Origin of the sequence: Deefgea piscis, assembly GCF_013284055.1 — a bacterium.
Lineage (GTDB): Bacteria > Pseudomonadota > Gammaproteobacteria > Burkholderiales > Chitinibacteraceae > Deefgea > Deefgea piscis.
Map to the genome: position 1 here is coordinate 1,654,043 of NZ_CP054143.1, position 18,010 is coordinate 1,672,052.

Consider the following 18,010-nt stretch of genomic DNA (forward strand, 5'->3'; position numbering starts at 1 on the left):
ATGGTTATTCCAAAAAAAACTCACGAGGATCAATTTGATGTGCGCCGCGCGGTAACTCTCGGCGAATATTGATCGGCAAACCACTAGGTAAGCTGGGGTTGGTAATGAGGTCAAGCGTATGCGGTTTGGCGTAGGGATGTTTATCCGGACCTAAAATAATCAGCAATTTGGGTTTGAGACGACGCACCCGATTTTGGCCAATGACAATGCCCACTTCACCGGTGGAGAGCTCTACGAGTGTCCCTACATGGAAAATCCCCACGCATTGTGAGAACTGCTCAATCAGTGCCGGATGGAAATACCGTTCGCTCCATTTATACATGAGTTGCAACGCTTCATGCGCTGACTTGGCATTGGAATAACTGCGATCACTGGTGAGTGCGGTAAAACAATCCACAATGCCCGCCATACTGGCAAACATCCCGATGCGCTCGGCTTTGAGTCCCAGTGGATAGCCGCTGCCATCATAGCGTTCGTGGTGGCGCGCCACCATATCAAACACATCAATAGGGATGCCTTCCATTTGCGACAAAATATCCAAGCTATGATTCACGTGCGTTTTCATCAGCATGAATTCGCCCGGGGTGTAGCGCCCAGTGCGGGTTAATAATTCAGGTGGCAAGCGCATTTTGCCCACATCGAGCATTAAACCGGCCATGCCTAAATTTTGTAATTCGGCGCGGGGATAGCCCAAGTGACGACCAAAAGCGAGTAAATACACCGCTGAGTCAATCGAATGGGCGTAGGTATATTGGTCGCGATCTTTTAGTTGCGTAAGCCAAAGCAGGGCATTGGGATTACGGATAATTGAGCCGACTAAATCTGAAACTACTTCATTAATTTCTTCAACCCGAGGTTGTAAGTCTTGGCGAACCGCTTCCATCAAACTAAGTACCAAACGCTGCGCGGTTTGATGTGAATTGCTGGCGGTTTTTATTTCTTGCTCAACCGCCGCGGTATCGTCATAAATGACAATGTCTGTGCTAAGTGCTGATGGGGTATTGCTGCTAGTTGCCGATTGTTGACGCCAATTAGAAAACAGCCTACGCAGTTCTCGTAATATATTGAGTCGATCATGGCTTTGCTCTGCGGCGGCTTTGTCAGAAGTAGGCGGATTATGTGGTTGATATCGACTAGACTCGATTTGATCTGTTGTTGTGAGTAAAGAGGTCCATTGCGCGATTCCGCCGACAGAGCGATTCAGATCGAGGGTGATATGTTCACAGTGAATATGCAGTAATTCGATTTGCTGGCGACTTTCAATTAAAAAGCCTTGCATTAAAAACGGAGTGTCAAGCCAAGGGCGATCGAGCTCGCTAACGAACTGGCCTAATTGTAGTTTGACAACAGGAATGCGAATTTCCACTTGCGAACCCATGCCGACAGAGATGAACTGAGCAATTATATGCGTTCTGCGTACAATTCTTGCTTGATTCCGGAGAAAACCGTGTTTTTGCTGAAATGGTGCTGCCACAATGCGACATTTGGGGACTGTTGGGCTTTATTTCATCGATATCGGTGCAGTATTGGTCGCCCCTCTGCGCGTTATCTTGTTAAAATATAGGGCTAATTGTATAGAGGATAATCATGGCATTGCTGGAAATCCGTGATGTAGTAAAACAATTTGGTGATTTTACTGCAGTAAACCACGTGAGTTTGTCCGTTGAAGCGGGCGAGTTTTTTACGCTGCTCGGCCCATCTGGCTGTGGAAAGACAACGCTATTACGGATGTTGGCGGGTTTTGAACAACCTGATTCCGGTGAAATTATTTTGGATGGCGTGAATGTGGCAGGTGTTCCGCCCGAGAAACGCCCGGTACATACCGTATTCCAAAATTACGCTTTATTTCCACATATGACCGTGGCGCAAAATATTGCTTTTCCACTCAAAATGGCCAATGTGCCCAGTGAAGAGTTAAAACAGCGCGTAGCGGAAGTCTTAGAAGATGTGCAATTAACGCCGTTTGCTCAGCGCTTTCCGCATGAAATGTCGGGTGGCCAACGCCAACGCGTTGCTATTGCGCGCGCCTTGGTTAATCGTCCGCGCTTATTATTACTCGATGAGCCATTGTCTGCGCTGGATGCTAAATTACGCGAAGAAATGCAAATTGAATTAATTAATTTGCAAAAAGAAGTCGGTATTACCTTTGTGTATGTTACCCATGATCAAGGTGAAGCGTTGGCCTTATCGCACCGAATTGCGGTGATGAATAAAGGGCAGGTTGCACAGCTTGATGTGCCTGAAGTGATTTATAGTCATCCAAAAAGTCGCTTTGTGGCTGATTTTATTGGGCAATGTAATTTGCTTGATGGCACGATTGTTGCCATTGGCCATGATCGAATGCAAGTTGAAATTGCCGGTGTTGGCATTGCCGAAACTTTATTACTTCCCGACGTTGAAGTGGGCCAAAAAGGCACGCTCACGCTTCGCCCTGAAAAAATCAAACTCGCCGCAAGCTTGCCATTGGATGTGGCCGATGAAGTTCATTTCAAAGGCAAAGTACACGATTGCTTATATTTGGGTGACGTAACGATTTATGTTATTGAACTAGAAAATGGCGTGTTGGTCGAAACCATGTTGCCGAATTCTGCGCCAGGACGGGCAAAATTCTTTGATGATAATGACTTGGTCGAATTGGCATGGCGTTATGACGCTGGCCATTTTATTTTGAGTTAAACCATGGCAAAAAATAAATCATTAGGCCGTTGGTTAATTTCTGGCCCACCGTTATTGTATCTATTGATATTTTTTGCGATACCAACATTGATTATGGCTTTGGCCGCTTTCCGTTTTCCAGGTGATTACGGTGGTTTATTGCCTTTAATTGATATCAATCCAGATACAGGTAAAAATGAGCTGCTAATCCATGCTGGGAATTGGCAGGAATATCTTACGTTTGAAAATTTTTCACGTTTTTTTGAAGATTCAATCTACGTTGAGTTATTTATTAAATCATTCTGGTATGCAGGCATAACTACGTTTGTTTGTTTGCTTATGGCATATCCGCTAGCATGGTTAATTGCGCGTAGTCCTAAAAAATACCGTGATTTATTGATTTTACTAGTTATTTTGCCATTTTGGAGTAATTTTCTAATTCGAGTTTATGCTTGGATGATTATTCTTGGTCCGCAAGGTTATTTTGCGATGACGATTAATCAAGGATTGGCATGGCTAGGTATTGCGCCAATTCAGCTGATGTATAGTCATTTTGCGGTTATCGTTGTGCTGGTTTATGTGCACTTACCATTTATGGTCTTGCCTTTATATGCCAATCTTGAAAAGCACGATGTAGCTTTACTTGATGCAGCCCAAGACTTGGGGGCATCTGGCTGGCAGCGTTTCTGGAAAATAACTTGGCCGCTATCCCTACCTGGGGTATGGGCAGGTTCAGCCTTGGTATTTATTCCTGCGCTTGGCATGTTTGCAGTACCCGATTTACTTGGCGGTACCGATGGCATGATGATTGGTAATTTAATTAAACAACAATTTTTAGATAGTCGTGATTGGCCTTTCGGCTCAGTACTTTCCATTATGCTAACTTTAGCGGTACTGATGATGGCAGGTCTAGGAATGTTGATTGGTCGGGGGAAGCAGCGTAATGCACTCTAAACAATCTAAATGGCTTTGGGCTGCGGCAATCTTTGTATATGGCTTTTTATATGTGCCATTGATTATTGTTGTTGCCTATTCATTTAATGATTCAAAACTCAATGCAGAGTGGGTTGGTTTTACTTTTAAATGGTATGGCTTATTAATTCACAATGAGCAAATGCTCGTGGCGGCGCGTAATTCGTTAATTATTGCGGTGGTGACCAGCTGCTGTGCGACGGTATTGGGTACTTTGGCTGGTTTAGCAATGCATAAATACAAGCTGCGCGTGTTGCCGATTTTAGTTTTGACCCCGATTGCGATCCCTGAAATTTTGATGGGTGTTGCTTTATTGATCTTTTTTGTGATGCTCAATATGACATTGGGGATGGTCTCGGTTACTTTGGCGCATATTGCGTTTTGCATTGGTTTTGTCGCCATTGTTGTTCGTTCGCGTTTACAAGGCATGGATGAGGCTTTGGTTGAGGCTGCACGTGATTTAGGTGCTAGCCCAATTCAAGCATTTAGACTGGTGACAATGCCGTTAATTATGCCCGGTATTATTGCTGGTGCGCTAATGGCATTTACTTTATCGATCGATGATTTTGTTATTACATTCTTTACTGCGGGGGCTGGCGCTTCCACTTTGCCATTGCAAATTTATTCGATGATTCGGATTGCAGTGACACCAGAAGTGAATGCCATTTCTACTTTATTGATGCTACTGACACTGACTTTGATTTTGATTGCCAGTAAAGTCGCACCAAGTGCATTGCGGGCTAAATAATTAGATTTAAACGTCATATTTATTATTGACTTATATTTAAATACCACTGAATTTGGAGTTTTCACCAATGAAAAAACTTTTTCTGGCGTTGATGTTGGCTGCGGGTGTCGCACAAGCTGAAGATGTATTGCATATTTATAACTGGAATAACTACCTTGCACCAGAAACGGTGAAACGTTTTGAGGCCAGCTGTAAATGTCGCGTGGTTCAAGATTATTATGGCGCAATGGAAGAAATGTTGGCGAAGTTATCCGCTGGCGCAAAAGGTTACGATATTGTGGTGCCAACCGGATTTGCTATTCCACCATTGTCGAAACAAAATTTATTGCAGGGTTTAGATTTGGCTAAATTGCCAAATGCTAAAAATATTAATCCTGCATTTATGAATAGTAAATTTGATCCAGGTAATAAATATTCATTACCTTATTCATTTACAACGACTCTCTTGGGTTACAACCAGAATAAACTCAAAGAATTGGGCATCAGTGCTGATTCATGGTCATTGATTTTTGATCCAGTTATCTTGGCTAAAATCAAAGGTAAAGTAACGGTATTGGATGATAGTCGTGAGGTTTTTGCTGCGGCGTTAATGTATAACGGTTTCTCTGCGAATTCAACGAACCCAGATGAATTAAAAAAAGCGCAAGAAACCATTATTAAAGCCAAACCATATTGGGCGGCATTCAATGGCCAAAGCTATATCAAGGAACTGACTGTAGGCAATATCTGGGTGGCTCATGGCTATTCTAGCGATATGTTTCAAGCGGTCGCAGATGCAAAAGCTGCCAAACGGTCATTTACTGTGAATTACGGCTTGCAAAAAGAAGGTAATACCATGTCGGTCGATAGCATGGTGGTCCTTAAAAATGCGCCACGCCCTGATTTAGCATATAAGTTTATGAACTTTATTCTAGAAGGTAAGAATGCCGCAGATTTAACCAATTTGATTGGCGTTGGCAATCCTAATTTGGCTGCGGTGCCTTTCGTGAAGGCTGATATTAAGTCTATTCCATCGGTATTCCCTGATGCGCAAGTGATGAAGAAATTGCAGCAACTTAATGCCTTAGAAGGAAAACAATTGCGAGAACTCAATAAATTGTGGACCAAAGTGAAAACTTCTAAATAAGTACCATCAATATACCGGCTAGCGCGAGTTAGCCGGTATATTGACTCTCTATGTCATCTATTTCTTCTATTCGTTACTTAGCAAAAAAAACCAAACCCACAATGGTTTCGCCATTTTTGTTTGCTGTTTCATTGCTCCTCATTTTGATTGTCAGTTTGTATCCATTTAGTGGTTGGCGTTTTACTGGTGAGCCGATTACTGCGTTTTATACCTATCCATTACCCTACTATTTCACCGTCTTTGATAACGCGATTAATATCTTGGCTTATATTCCATTGGGATTAAGCGCGGTACTTATTTTGCGTCGCTATCGTTTGGCCTTTTTGTATGCAACGTGTATTTGTCTTTTAGTCTCAATGAGTATTGAGTTTGTGCAGCAGTTTTTGCCGAGTCGTGTTGCCTCAAATATGGATATGATCAGCAATGTATTAGGTGGAGGGATCGGTGCGATAGCAGGTGTTGTATTAAGTCATCGCTATTTTTTGCAGTATTGGCTGCATTTTCGCCATGATTATTTGGCTCCCAGCGCCGTTGTTGAGTGGGGATTTATTTGGTTAGCATTGTGGTTTGTTACTCAATTTGATCCGAGTTTGCCATTTTTGGGCGTTGTGGTGATGCCGCAAGGTTTACCGCAACCTTTTGTTTCGCCAATTCAAAGTCCTGCTTTGTTTCTAAGGTTATTAGAGGGCGGCGGAATGATGCTGCATCTATTGGCAGTGGCTTTATTTGTTTCATTATTGGTTCGATATCATCGCTATGCTCCCCGAGCAATTGCTAGCGTATTGATGTGCGCTTTATTGGTTAAAATGGGTTTTGCTGGGATGTTATTGCAGCCAGAGCAATTCTTTGCCTGGATTAATTTGAATATTGCTTTGGGTGGTATCGTGGGAGTTGTATTATTGGCTTTTTTCCTGCGTTTGAATCGTCGTTTACGCGCATGGGCTGGTTTTTTTGCTCTATGCCTAATTAATATTATTACTTATTTATGGCCATTGTCGCCAAATAGTAGCAATAATTTAGATGGTTATAAGTGGAGCTATGGTCATTTGCAGCATTTTAATGGCATGTCGAGTGCAATTGGCGATATTTGGCCGATAGGCGCAATGCTATTTTTATTTTATTTTATGCTGTTTTTACCTGAAGATAATGAATAAGAAAGAATGCTAATTTAATGTTTTTTTATTCTGATCAGGCATAAAAGTAATTAACTGCTCACCTTTTACTTTTATGCCTAGCGATACGCCCTTGCCTGAATGCTCATTTAATCTGCTGTGGTATTACAGGATTTTGAAATTGAGCGCCTGCCAATAATTTCTCATACATCTGTGGATCGTGCCATTCGCTCTGGCATTGTGCAGAAAAAATCACATCACTGAGCTTAATTTCACCCATCCGTGGATTGTAGGCGTCATGTCGAAAGGCTTGTGCGTAACCGGTTTCAGTTTCGTGCGCAATGATTGAGTGTAGTCGCACGTCACTTTCGCCATTGGCCATCATGGTTTGCTGTAAAAGTTGATCGATGATGACAAAAAATACGCGAGCAAATTGTTCAGCAGACGGTGATACCGGCATAGAAATCCAGCGTGCCGAAAAGGTTTGGCACAGCCGAATATATTCCGCATCATCTTTATCCCAAAAACAAATTGCATGATCAAATGCATCAATGACATCACGGATCGTGCCTTTCATGAGGCCAAAGTCATAGATCATTTGCCCATTATCCAAAGCATCTGCTTCTAGCAATACCTCCACTTTATAGCTGTGACCATGAATCGAAGTACGGCATCGTTCAGATGAGCAGTTGCGAACAATGTGTGCATTTTCAAATTTGAATAATTTACGAATCAACATAATCAGTGACCAATGAGTGAGCTTTATTTTATATCTAGATGATATCGCATTTGAGCAATACTCGATCTAGCTTTTGATAATGATACTCAACTTGATACCTATTTGGTTCAATATGTAAGCATCTGTGATGACAGTTTTTGATTGGTTTTTGCAAGTATTATGAAAGCAATTAAATTGTAGTGATTGTGATGGTTTTTTTAATCTATAAAATCTGTCTGCAATATGCCGCAGGTGTAATGAAGTATTTTGCGATTTTTATCGCCAAATTTGCTTGCATGAGTTACATCAGTTCTTTCTTATTTTGCGTTGAGAACATGCGGGTGTTGATTTAAGTTGTTATTTATCAGTGGCTTGAGTTTGGCTTGTTGTGCTGCGGCATTTTTTTTTCGTCCTTGTTATGTAGTTTTATTGATGGTGAATGGCTTGGGTTGTTACCAATCCGGTTTTGCCATTGTTTGTCATATTGACAATAGAATTCGCTTCAGTATTAATCAGTAATGCCAAAGTTGACCCAATCATTGCAGGCTCACTTAGCAAGGGTAAATATCATGATTCTTACAAATTGATAACAGCCCCGTGTGATTGATAGGACCATTTTTTCTATCGCATGAATGCCAATTAATAATATAGGAGGAGACATCAATGTCCCATATCAATCGTATTGCTCTTGCCGCATTACCTGCCGCGATTGCAATGATTTCAGTGAATGCAATGGCTGCATCTGCATGGAATAGCGCTAGTGTTTATGTTGCTGGCGATGTTGTTAGCTATGCAAATAAAGATTACAAAGCCAAATGGTGGACTCAGGGTAATGTGCCTGGTGCCGATCAATGGGGTCCTTGGGAGCTACAAGCGACAGGTCCAACTGTTGCGCCAACCAGCACACCGAGTACCGCGCCTACCGCTACGCCAACTACGGCACCTACAGCATCACCTACAGCAGTGCCAACGGCTGCACCGGGTAGTTGCACTTATGCCGCATGGAATAGTGCAACTGCTTATAATGGCGGCGCATTGGTTAGTTCAAATGGTCGTAACTATAAAGCACAGTGGTGGACGCAAGGTAATGAGCCTTCGGTGAATGTGGGTTCTGGTAAACCGTGGTTAGATTTGGGTCCATGTGCTGGCTCGACAGCGACGCCAACTGCGACGCCGACAGCGACACCAACTGCGACGCCGACAGCGACACCAACTGCGACGCCGACAGCGACACCAACTGCGACGCCGACAGCGACACCAACTGCGACACCAACTGCGACGCCAACCGCGACGCCAACTGCGACGCCAACTGCGACGCCGACAGCGACACCAACAGCGACGCCAACTGCGACCCCGACAGCAACACCATCGGCAACGCCAATTCCTCCTGGTTCGCAAGATCAATGTCGTCCAGCTGGTTTGGTTTCTGAAGTTGCGAACGTGCCATATTGCGATGTGTACGGTACTGATGGTCGTGAAAAACTCGCCAACAATATGAAACGCCGCAGTATCGGCTACTTCACGAACTGGCGTACCGGTAAAAACGGTCAACCTTCTTACCTTGGTGCAGACGTGCCTTGGAATGACATCACACACGTGAACTACGCATTTGCGCACGTGAATGATCAATGGAAAGTATCGATTGGTGATGTAAACAATCCAAATAACTCATCAGTGGGCATGGAATGGCCAGAAAAAGGTGCTAAATATGCACTGAACCCAAATCTGCCATACAAAGGTCACTTCAATATGTTGAAGACCAACAACAAGAACGGCGTGAAATTGCTGCTTTCTGTTGGTGGTTGGGCTGAGACTGGTGGCTTCTTCAATGATGCTGATGGCCGTACAGTATCAGGTGGTTTCTATGCCTTGACGACTGATCCAGCGACTGGCGCAGTTCGCCAAGATCGTATCGATACATTTGCGAAGTCAGCAGCTGCATTTGTTAAACAATACGGCTTTGACGGTATCGATATCGACTACGAATATCCAACTTCAATGTCTGATGCAGGTAATCCAGAAGATTGGAAGATCGGCAATGCAAAACGTGGTGATTTGTGGAAAGGGTATATGGCTTTGACCAAAACGCTACGTGCTGAGTTGGACAAACAAGCCGTTGCAGATAAGAAATACTACATGTTGACGATTGCATCACCATCGTCAGGCTACTTGTTACGTGGTATGGAAGACTTCGAAGCGGTTAAATACCTCGACTTCGTTAACATCATGACTTATGACTTGCACGGTGCATGGAATCACTTCGTGGGCCACAATGCTGCCTTGTATGACACAGGTAAAGATAATGAAATCGCTGATGCGAAAATCTACCAAGGCGGCGATGCGCATTACTACAATTCGCAAGGTTACTTGAACATTGACTGGTCATATAAATACTTCCGTACTGCACTTGCCGGTGGTCGTATTAATATCGGTCTACCGTACTACACTCGCGGCTCACAAAACGTAACAGGCGGCACCAATGGTCTGTGGGGTATTTCTGCTTTAGCTGATCAGAAGAAATGTTACCTCGGTACTGGTGGCAACTTAGGCCCAGATGCATTGAGCCCGAAAGCCGGTGCACCATGCGGCTTTGGCGCACAAGGGATTGATAACTTGTGGTTCGACCGTGATGCGGCTGGCAATGAAATGTTTGCCGGTGTGAATCCATTGTGGCACGTGAACAACTTACGTGATGGCTTGCCTGTGCCATACGTTGCTCAATACGGTCATGATGTGACTAAACCTGCAGGTCAAGTGACTGGTAACTACATTGAGTACTACGATGATGTTGCTAAATCGTCTTGGTTGTGGAACCCACAAAAGAAAGTGTTCTTGTCGACTGAAAATGAGAAATCATTTGCAGCCAAAGTACAGTACGCAATCGACCAAGGTGCCGGCGGTATCATGTTCTGGGAAATGGCGGGTGACTACAGTACGCCAGCTCAAAATGGGACTTCTTCATACGGTATGGGTAGCCATCTGACGGCATTGGCGGCGACAAAATTGCGCGCAGCAGCCCCGTACGGTGTGAAAGCAGGTGATGAGAAATTTGTTCAGCCAGCTGAAGTGTTGGATGTGACTATTGATTTGGTTGGCTTCAAACCCAAAGGCGATGATAACTATCCACTCGCTATCGGTGTGAAACTGAAAAACAACTCAAATGTTGATTTGACTGGCGCGAAAGTGTCGTTCAACGTAGCTCCATCTACGCCATTGGTTCCATCTGAGGTTCAATACCTGAAACCAAGCGATCCACCAGCTGGTAACGGTGTAGAAAACCTCGTTGATATCTACAGCGGTGGTACTTGGACTGCAGTGCCAGCATCAAGCACTGTGGGCAACGTTGGCGGCTTGCCAAATGGTTTCCACCGCCTGTCGTACGAGTTGAAAGCATCAGGTTGGGGAGTGTCTGATTTCAGCGCAGGCAAAACCATCACCATCGGTATGCGTGTATTTATGCCTTTGACAGTACCAACTGGGGTTACACTCACTCTACCAAATGGCAAAGTGTATGGCATTAAGCAATAAGTAGCTGTGGCGCACTCAGTTGTTTTGAGTGCGATGAAAAACGCCGCGATGCATTCGCGGCGTTTTTTATTTTATTCAACCAAAGAAATGCTTAATTTGATAGATCATTCACTTTGCTGGAAATATCTTGCGATGCTGCTGCTTGCTCTTCGGCTGCGCTGGCAATTTGCGTGATGTAGTCATTCATACGATGGACTTCATTGAGGATGCGTTCTAAGGCCTCAACGGCTTGTTTGCAATCATCGACTGAGGTATGAACTGCGGTTTGCCCGAGATGAATCGCTTCAACACTGCGTTTAACTTCATGTTGAATGTCTTTGACCATACCGTAGATTTCGCTGGTGGATTTGGTCGTGCGTTCTGCTAATTTACGCACTTCATCGGCAACCACCGCGAAGCCTCGACCTTGTTCGCCAGCACGTGCCGCTTCAATGGCAGCATTGAGTGCCAATAAGTTGGTTTGATCTGCCACATCGCGAATGACCGCCACAATCATGCCAATTGATTCTGAGCGCTGCCCTAGTTCTAGCAAGCTGGCGGCAGTTAAATCAATCGTTCGTGCTACTTCTTCGATACTCACATTGGTGTCTTTGACGATTTCAACACCACGCTTACTTTCATTGAGCATGACTTCTGAAGATTGCGATGCTGAAGAAGATTGAACGGCGACACTTTCGACACTTACCGCCATCGCACCTAAATTATCGGCGAGTTCGGCAATGCGTTCTTCTAAAAATAACTGTCGCTGCCGATTGTGTTCGACTAATTCTTGGGCTTTTCTTTCTGCTGAAATATTTTTGAACTGAGCCATAAAACAAATTAGTTTATTGTTTTCACCCCAGATTGGGCTCACTTTGGTTTGGAATAAAATATCGCCAACAGGAATATCCGCCAAATGCTCTTTGACTTGGCCGCTAGCTAGATTTTGTAATAAAGCTTTTACTCGAGAAGGGTCACGATGAAATTGATGAATAGAATTTTTCATTGCAGATCCAACATCTGCACCCGCGACTAAAGATTGATTCATCACCGCACGATTATTATTCATGAACGTTCGCGCGGTGCGATTCATGTAAAAAATCTTATTTTCTGGAGAGGTATCGGCCAACATGATGACGGCATCAATTTCATCTAAAGCGGCGGTATACATCGCAAGTTCATTGATGAGTGGTACGGATTTTTGCTCGGTCTGAAAAGTAAAGCCAAACATTGGTTCTCTCCAAAATAAATTAAAAATGCAGAATACTGGCAATGTAGTTGGCGCAAACTGCAAACAACTTTCATATAGCTTAGTAAAAAACTAGAGATCTTCTGTCTTTTTGATTTTGTTTTTATTGTTTTTTATGGTCTGCAGATGAAAGGATGATGGCAAAAATGATTCTAAGCGCTGCTTGGTGGCGAGAAAGCGGGGTTAGCTGTGCATGCTGCCATATCGACTGGACGACATAACAATTTGCCATAAATTGATTTAACGGATATGCAGCCAATTAATAAGCGGCTGCCATTCTTTTCGATCCCGTTCGGTGCGTGAGTAGGGCAAGTCAAATAAGGTCATGCCGCGCTGTATGGTTTGATTGTAAAGCTGAGTATCTCGTAAGCAGGTTAATAAGGGTAAATCATAGCGGCTTAAAAACGCAGGCAGCTGCTGCGCAGATTGGGTTCGTGAATTAACCCGCATACCAATAATGCCGACTTTGACTTCATCGTGGCGAACTGCCTTTAGCTCAGCCAGATCAGCGAAAAAATCAGCACAAGCCCAAAGATCAAAGGCCGATGGCAATACCGGAACGATGATGTGATCGACGAGGTGAATGGCATGCTTGAGTTTTTTTCCGCTAAAGCATGCTGGCGTATCGAGTATAGCAACTTGGCAGCCTTTGGGCGGGCGAGCGATATGATCTGTGCCAATATCCCAGCGCTGTATGCTGGGTAAGGTTTTAGGGCGAAGATCAAGCCAGTGATGACTTGAGTGCTGTTTATCTAAATCACCAAGCATGACGGCATCGTCTTGCCATGCAAACCAAGATGCTAAATGTGTGGCCAGTGTGGATTTGCCACTGCCTCCTTTGGGGTTGGCAATGAGGATTTTTCGCATTTGGTTTCCTTTGCTTGAAGAGACATAAGCAACGGCTTTTCTGTTGCGTTAAGTTGGCTTTCGTAAGGGTATCATAAATAATTGCGTAATATTTGTCAGTATTTATAAAGGCTTGATGGCTGTTGCATGAATTTAATGCATAAAAAAAGCCCAAGTTTTTAACTTGGGCTTTTTTATTCAACTGCGGGTTTATTTTGTCAGTTCAAGCAGCTTCACAAAGGCTTCGTCAAATTGCTTCAAACCTTCTTGTTGTAACTGTTCACCAGCGAGGTTGTAGTTAATGCCAAGTTGGCGAACGGCCACTAAATTTGCAACTGCGGCATCAATATTGGTATCGAGTGTATTTGCTGCTTTACCATGATCACGGAATAGCGCGAGGGTTGCATCAGGTACGGTGTTAACAGTTTCTGGTCCGATCAATTCTTCAACATACATCACATCGCTATATGCTTTGTTTTTGGTACCGGTTGAAGCCCAAAGCAGACGTTGTGGATGAGCACCCAATGCTTTAAGTGCGGCAAAACGATTGCCATGAAACAGTTTTTTGTAGTGTTGGTACGATACTTTAACAAAAGACAGCGCAACTTTGCCGCGCAACGCGAGTGCTTCTGGTGTGCCAATCGCTTCTAATTGTGGGTCAATCAAGCTATCAACACGTGACAAGAATACCGATGCAACGGCATGTACGTGATCAACTGGCAAGCCAGCAGCAGCACGTGCTTCAAGACCGCGAATATAGGCAGTCAAAATGTTGTCAACGTGAGTCAAGTTAAACATCAAGGTCACATTAACGTTAATCCCTGAAGTAATCAGCTCTTCAAATGCAATCACGCCGGCTGGTGTAGCTGGCACTTTGATCATCACGTTCGGGCGGTTAATTTCAGCCCAAAGACGTTTGGCATTATCAATGGTGCCTTGTGCGTCGTTGGCGAGTGTTGGTGACACTTCCAAGCTCACATAACCATCAACACCTTTGGTTTGGTCATAGATTGAGCGAGTTAAGTCGCAAGTGGCTTGAATGTCCGGTACTACCAACGCTTCGTAACGTTGTTCGGCAGTCAAATCTTGTTTTTTCAATTCAGCTAAATCACCGGTGTAAAGCGGATCAGAAGAGATTGATTTGTAAAAAATAGCCGGATTAGAAGTCACGCCAGCAATCGCGTCTTCTTTAAGAATTTTCGCCAATTCACCTGAGGCGATGAGACCACGCGAAAGATTGTCCAACCAGATACTTTGACCGAAAGGTTTAATTGCCGCAATTTTGCTCATAGTTACATACGCCTGTGTGAGTGGGTAATAATGATCTTGGGGCATTATCTAGTAACATCAAGAGGCTGGGTTTGTGTTTGCACAAACTGTCATGCTTTCTTGCGCTGTTTTTGTTTTATGTTACTGATACTTACTCCAAAACCCTTTGTGTTGGAAATTTTACCGCAAATTCACTACCTTCTCCGAGTCGTGACTCGACAGCCATTACCGCTTGGTGGCGATGCAAAATATGTTTCACAATGGCTAAACCTAGGCCTGTGCCGCCGGTATTGCGTGAGCGACCACGATCAACCCGGTAGAAGCGTTCCGTGAGTCGAGGTACGTGTTCTGGGGCAATACCAATCCCGGTGTCTTTGACGACAAAGCACGCCTCATCACCGCGCATTTGCCAAGACAGCATGATCTGGCCGCCTGCCGGCGTATAGCGCACCGCATTGGACACGAGATTACCTAAAGCCGAATGCAGCTCATCATGATTGCCGATTAAGCGCTGGCGTGCGATGGATTCAATGCTGATGCTGTGGCGGCCTTGTGATAGACCTTCAGCCTCAATGCGGAGTAGCTGGAGTAGCTGAGGGATATCAACCTCTTCTTCTTTGAGCTGCTGGCCATTTTCCAGCTTGGATAGCGTGAGCAAATCATCGACTAAACGCTGCATTCTTTGCGTTTGCTCGTACATTAACTGCATATGTTGTTCACGCGTTGGCGCATCGATATGCGGCATATCAATCATGGTTTCAATAAAACCACCAACGACCGTGAGTGGGGTACGTAATTCATGCGAAACATTGGCAACAAAATCTCTATGTACGGTTTGTACGCGATCTAGCTGGGTAATGTCACGACTGAGTAAGAGTTTGCGCGTTGAATCAAAAGGAATCATTTGCACCGACAGCACTTGCTCTTGAGGGCGCATGGTGCGCAAGGTGACGGGATGACTAAAATCTTGTTCTTTTAAATATTCACGCAGTGCTGGGTGGCGCAGTAAATTGGTAATTTGCTGACCAGAGTCGGTTTTGCGATTTAGGCCTAAGTGAATCTGGCTGGCTGGGTTACACCATTCAATACGATCATATTCATCCAAAATGACGACGCCATCGGGCAAGGCCTCGGCGGCGGATAAAAAGCGATCGAGGGTATTGGCTAAGCGATCTTTGGATTTTTTTTGCGAACGAACTTGTTCATACAGTTGGTCAAATACATCTTGCCACAGCATCATGCTGCCTGGAACGGTATCCACGTCAGGATGTTTGAGCCATTGGTTGAGCCGATTGAGGTTAATGAGGTGGTAACAAATCGTGATGCTGAGCATCACGAGTGCAAACACAAACCCCCACAGAATATCGGTGAAGGCGCTGATGGCAAAAGCGATAACAGCAATAAAAAAATACAAAATAATCGAGCGCAGCCAGAACATGAAACGGCCTTTGGTAGTGCAAAAAAATGTTTGGCGACGTCAAAAATCATCAATGCGAGGTGGTATTGATGATTTTTGCGGGCTTAGTTCACAGAGAGTCGATAGCCTGAGCCACGAATAGTTTGAATTAAATTGTCGTGCCCAGTTCCTTCTAAAGACGATCTTAAGCGGCGAATATGCACATCCACGGTCCGTTCTTCAACAAATACATGATCACCCCACACTTGATCGAGCAAATGAGCGCGCGAGTGAACGCGTTCAGGATGCGTCATAAAAAAGTGTAATAAGCGAAACTCTGTTGGCCCTAAATCGAGCGGCTGAGCATTGCCAAACACCCGATGGGTAATCGGATCTAAACGTAGACCTTTGATTTCCACTGGGTCATCGGTGACTTGTGGTGCTCGGCGGCGCAAGACTGCTTTGATGCGCGCTTGCAATTCGCGTGGGCTAAATGGCTTGGTAATGTAATCATCCGCGCCGGTTTCTAAGCCAATGATTTTATCTTGTTCATCGGAGCGGGCAGTGAGCATGATCAATGGAATCGATCGAGTACGCTCATCAGCACGTAATTTTTTAGCAAAATCGATCCCTGTCATCCCCGGCAGCATCCAATCTAATAAAATAAGATCGGGCAGTGCGTTGCGAACTACGCTGCTAGCGGCCTCTGCAGAATCTGCACGAATAATGTGATGACCGACTTGGGAAAGATTAAAAGCAATTAACTCTTGAATTGCTGGTTCGTCTTCAACCAGTAAAATTGTAGCGGCCATAGAGTGCTCCTCGCGGAAAAAGTTCAATTTGTTTGTTGCGAGAATAAGGCTTTTATATGAATAGAATATTACAAGTCGACGACTTGCCGATATATATTTTCAATCTATGTAAAGAAATGCACGGGGTATTTTTTGGATTTCCCCCCGACGTGGCGTTACAAAATGCTGACTTAGCTCGTTGGCGATGCCAAAGTTAGGCCGTGTACGGTGTTTTTAATCCTTAGGCTAAATCCAGAAAATGCCGCTGTTAAATCAATCGTTGACCGCCTCGAGGCTGCGAAGCAAGTGAAAAGCAGGGTATTATGGCGACTCCATTCGAGAGAGAGTGATTTTTATGGCTGGTTTATTGCCAACAACGCCGCAACCCACTGAACTGGTCTTGCATCAAGCTTCACGGGTGCTGGATATCGCCTTTGCCGATGGGGCTCGATTTCAGTTGCCGTGTGAGTTTTTGCGCGTTTCTAGCCCATCAGCCGAAGTACGTGGCCATGGCATTGGTAACGAAGTGTTGCAAGTCGGTAAAGCCAAGGTCAATATCACCGCGATTGAGCCTGTTGGCCATTATGCGATCAAACTGGTGTTTGACGATGGCCATGATTCTGGCTTGTTCTCTTGGGAGTATTTGTACGAGCTAGGGCGAGATCAAGCCGCGCTTTGGGATCAATATTTGCAAAAATTAGCGGCAGCGGGCGCGTCACGCTAGATTATTTAGATGGGTATATCTAGCTAGCCATTATTTGGTTAGCTTTTGATAGATATACCCAAGGGTTATTAATAATGGGCTTAGGCTCAAATCAAGAAATAGGTGCACGATGAGCGAACACGATCAAGCGACTCATTTTGGGTTTAAAACCGTTAATGAATCAGAAAAAGCGCAGAAAGTCGCCGAGGTGTTTCACTCGGTCGCACAAAAGTACGATGTGATGAATGACTTGATGTCCGGTGGTCTGCATCGAGTTTGGAAGTTTTTTACGATTGAAACCAGCGGTGTTAAAGCGGGCGATAAAGTGCTCGATATTGCCGGTGGTACGGGTGATTTATCGAAAGCATTTGCCAAAAAAGTCGGTAAAACCGGCCAAGTTTGGTTGACGGATATTAATAGCTCCATGCTAGGGGTTGGTCGTGATCGTTTGATGGATCAAGGTTTTGCACTCCCTGTTGCCCAGTGCGATGCTGAAAAACTGCCGTTTCCAGATAATTACTTTGATTTGGTGTCAGTGGCGTTTGGTCTGCGCAATATGACGCATAAAGATGCGGCGTTAAAAGAAATGCATCGGGTGTTAAAACCGGGTGGTCGTTTGCTGGTGCTGGAGTTTTCAAAAGTGTGGGCACCATTGAAACCCGCTTATGATATTTACTCTTTTAAATTGCTACCATTTATGGGCAAATTAGTCGCTAATGATGCTGATTCTTACCAATATTTGGCCGAGTCAATTCGGATGCATCCCGATCAAGAAACACTGAAACAAATGATGCTTGATGCCGGTTTTGGCCGTGCTGATTTTCATAATTTGACGGGTGGTGTAGTGGCTTTGCATAAAGGGATTAAATTTTAACTTAAGGTATTGCTCTATGGCCTTTGTTTTATAGGGCTTGTCGG

15 protein-coding genes are annotated in these 18,010 nt (G+C 44.4%); 8 read left to right on the top strand and 7 right to left on the bottom strand.

Annotated features, from left to right (window positions below):
• Window positions 1–4: 4 nt before the first annotated feature.
• Window positions 5–1,366: a cyclic di-GMP phosphodiesterase gene (locus tag HQN60_RS07950; protein ID WP_173533145.1), complete on the bottom strand. Its 1,362-nt coding sequence runs from the start codon at window positions 1,364–1,366 to the stop codon at window positions 5–7.
• A 221-nt stretch (window positions 1,367–1,587) separates the two neighbouring features.
• Here HQN60_RS07950 and HQN60_RS07955 point away from each other — a divergent pair, with 221 nt between their 5' ends.
• From HQN60_RS07955 to HQN60_RS07975, 5 genes are all read left to right on the top strand, one after another.
• Entirely contained in the window at window positions 1,588–2,676 is a 1,089-nt protein-coding gene (locus HQN60_RS07955; protein ID WP_173533146.1) for an ABC transporter ATP-binding protein, read from the top strand.
• A gap of 138 nt (window positions 2,677–2,814) precedes the next feature.
• Complete coding sequence (locus tag HQN60_RS07960; protein ID WP_254456695.1) at window positions 2,815–3,609, top strand: ABC transporter permease; 795 nt, start codon at window positions 2,815–2,817, stop codon at window positions 3,607–3,609.
• Window positions 3,599–4,375 carry an ABC transporter permease gene (locus HQN60_RS07965; protein ID WP_173533148.1) on the top strand — a complete coding sequence of 259 codons (777 nt, stop codon included), beginning with the start codon at window positions 3,599–3,601 and terminating at the stop codon, window positions 4,373–4,375. Before HQN60_RS07960 ends, HQN60_RS07965 begins: the two co-directional genes overlap by 11 nt.
• A gap of 67 nt (window positions 4,376–4,442) precedes the next feature.
• Window positions 4,443–5,501, top strand: a complete 1,059-nt coding sequence (locus HQN60_RS07970; RefSeq protein WP_173533149.1) for an ABC transporter substrate-binding protein — start codon at window positions 4,443–4,445, stop codon at window positions 5,499–5,501.
• Window positions 5,502–5,551: 50 nt separating this feature from the next.
• Window positions 5,552–6,655, top strand: coding sequence for a VanZ family protein (locus HQN60_RS07975; RefSeq protein WP_173533150.1), 1,104 nt, complete (start codon window positions 5,552–5,554; stop codon window positions 6,653–6,655).
• Window positions 6,656–6,758: 103 nt separating this feature from the next.
• Here the strand turns inward: HQN60_RS07975 and HQN60_RS07980 are convergent, their stop codons facing one another.
• A complete protein-coding gene (locus HQN60_RS07980) occupies window positions 6,759–7,352 on the bottom strand; it encodes a 6-pyruvoyl trahydropterin synthase family protein (RefSeq protein WP_173533151.1) in 594 nt (197 codons plus the stop codon).
• Window positions 7,353–7,994: 642 nt separating this feature from the next.
• On the opposite strand from HQN60_RS07980, the gene HQN60_RS07985 reads away from it, so the two are divergent.
• Complete coding sequence (locus tag HQN60_RS07985) at window positions 7,995–10,859, top strand: glycosyl hydrolase family 18 protein (protein ID WP_173533152.1); 2,865 nt, start codon at window positions 7,995–7,997, stop codon at window positions 10,857–10,859.
• Between the two features lie 91 nt (window positions 10,860–10,950).
• On the opposite strand, the gene HQN60_RS07990 is transcribed toward HQN60_RS07985, so the two are convergent.
• The 5 genes from HQN60_RS07990 to phoB all read right to left on the bottom strand — a co-directional run bounded on the left by HQN60_RS07990 (window position 10,951) and on the right by phoB (window position 16,410).
• Window positions 10,951–12,069 carry a methyl-accepting chemotaxis protein gene (locus HQN60_RS07990; RefSeq protein WP_173533153.1) on the bottom strand — a complete coding sequence of 373 codons (1,119 nt, stop codon included), beginning with the start codon at window positions 12,067–12,069 and terminating at the stop codon, window positions 10,951–10,953.
• Window positions 12,070–12,327: 258 nt separating this feature from the next.
• The gene (locus tag HQN60_RS07995) at window positions 12,328–12,954 is read right to left on the bottom strand and encodes a nucleotide-binding protein (RefSeq protein ID WP_173533154.1); all 627 of its coding nucleotides are present in this window, start codon (window positions 12,952–12,954) and stop codon (window positions 12,328–12,330) included.
• A 189-nt stretch (window positions 12,955–13,143) separates the two neighbouring features.
• The gene (gene tal / locus HQN60_RS08000; protein WP_173533155.1) at window positions 13,144–14,223 is read right to left on the bottom strand and encodes a transaldolase; all 1,080 of its coding nucleotides are present in this window, start codon (window positions 14,221–14,223) and stop codon (window positions 13,144–13,146) included.
• 130 nt (window positions 14,224–14,353) lie between these two features.
• Entirely contained in the window at window positions 14,354–15,640 is a 1,287-nt protein-coding gene (phoR, locus tag HQN60_RS08005; protein ID WP_173533156.1) for a phosphate regulon sensor histidine kinase PhoR, read from the bottom strand.
• An 83-nt stretch (window positions 15,641–15,723) separates the two neighbouring features.
• On the bottom strand, window positions 15,724–16,410 hold the full coding sequence (gene phoB / locus HQN60_RS08010; protein WP_173533157.1) for a phosphate regulon transcriptional regulator PhoB: 687 nt from the start codon (window positions 16,408–16,410) through the stop codon (window positions 15,724–15,726).
• A gap of 334 nt (window positions 16,411–16,744) precedes the next feature.
• Here phoB and HQN60_RS08015 point away from each other — a divergent pair, with 334 nt between their 5' ends.
• The gene (locus tag HQN60_RS08015) at window positions 16,745–17,113 is read left to right on the top strand and encodes a gamma-butyrobetaine hydroxylase family protein (RefSeq protein ID WP_203564109.1); all 369 of its coding nucleotides are present in this window, start codon (window positions 16,745–16,747) and stop codon (window positions 17,111–17,113) included.
• A gap of 109 nt (window positions 17,114–17,222) precedes the next feature.
• A complete protein-coding gene (ubiE, locus tag HQN60_RS08020) occupies window positions 17,223–17,966 on the top strand; it encodes a bifunctional demethylmenaquinone methyltransferase/2-methoxy-6-polyprenyl-1,4-benzoquinol methylase UbiE (RefSeq protein WP_173533158.1) in 744 nt (247 codons plus the stop codon).
• Window positions 17,967–18,010 lie beyond the last annotated feature (44 nt).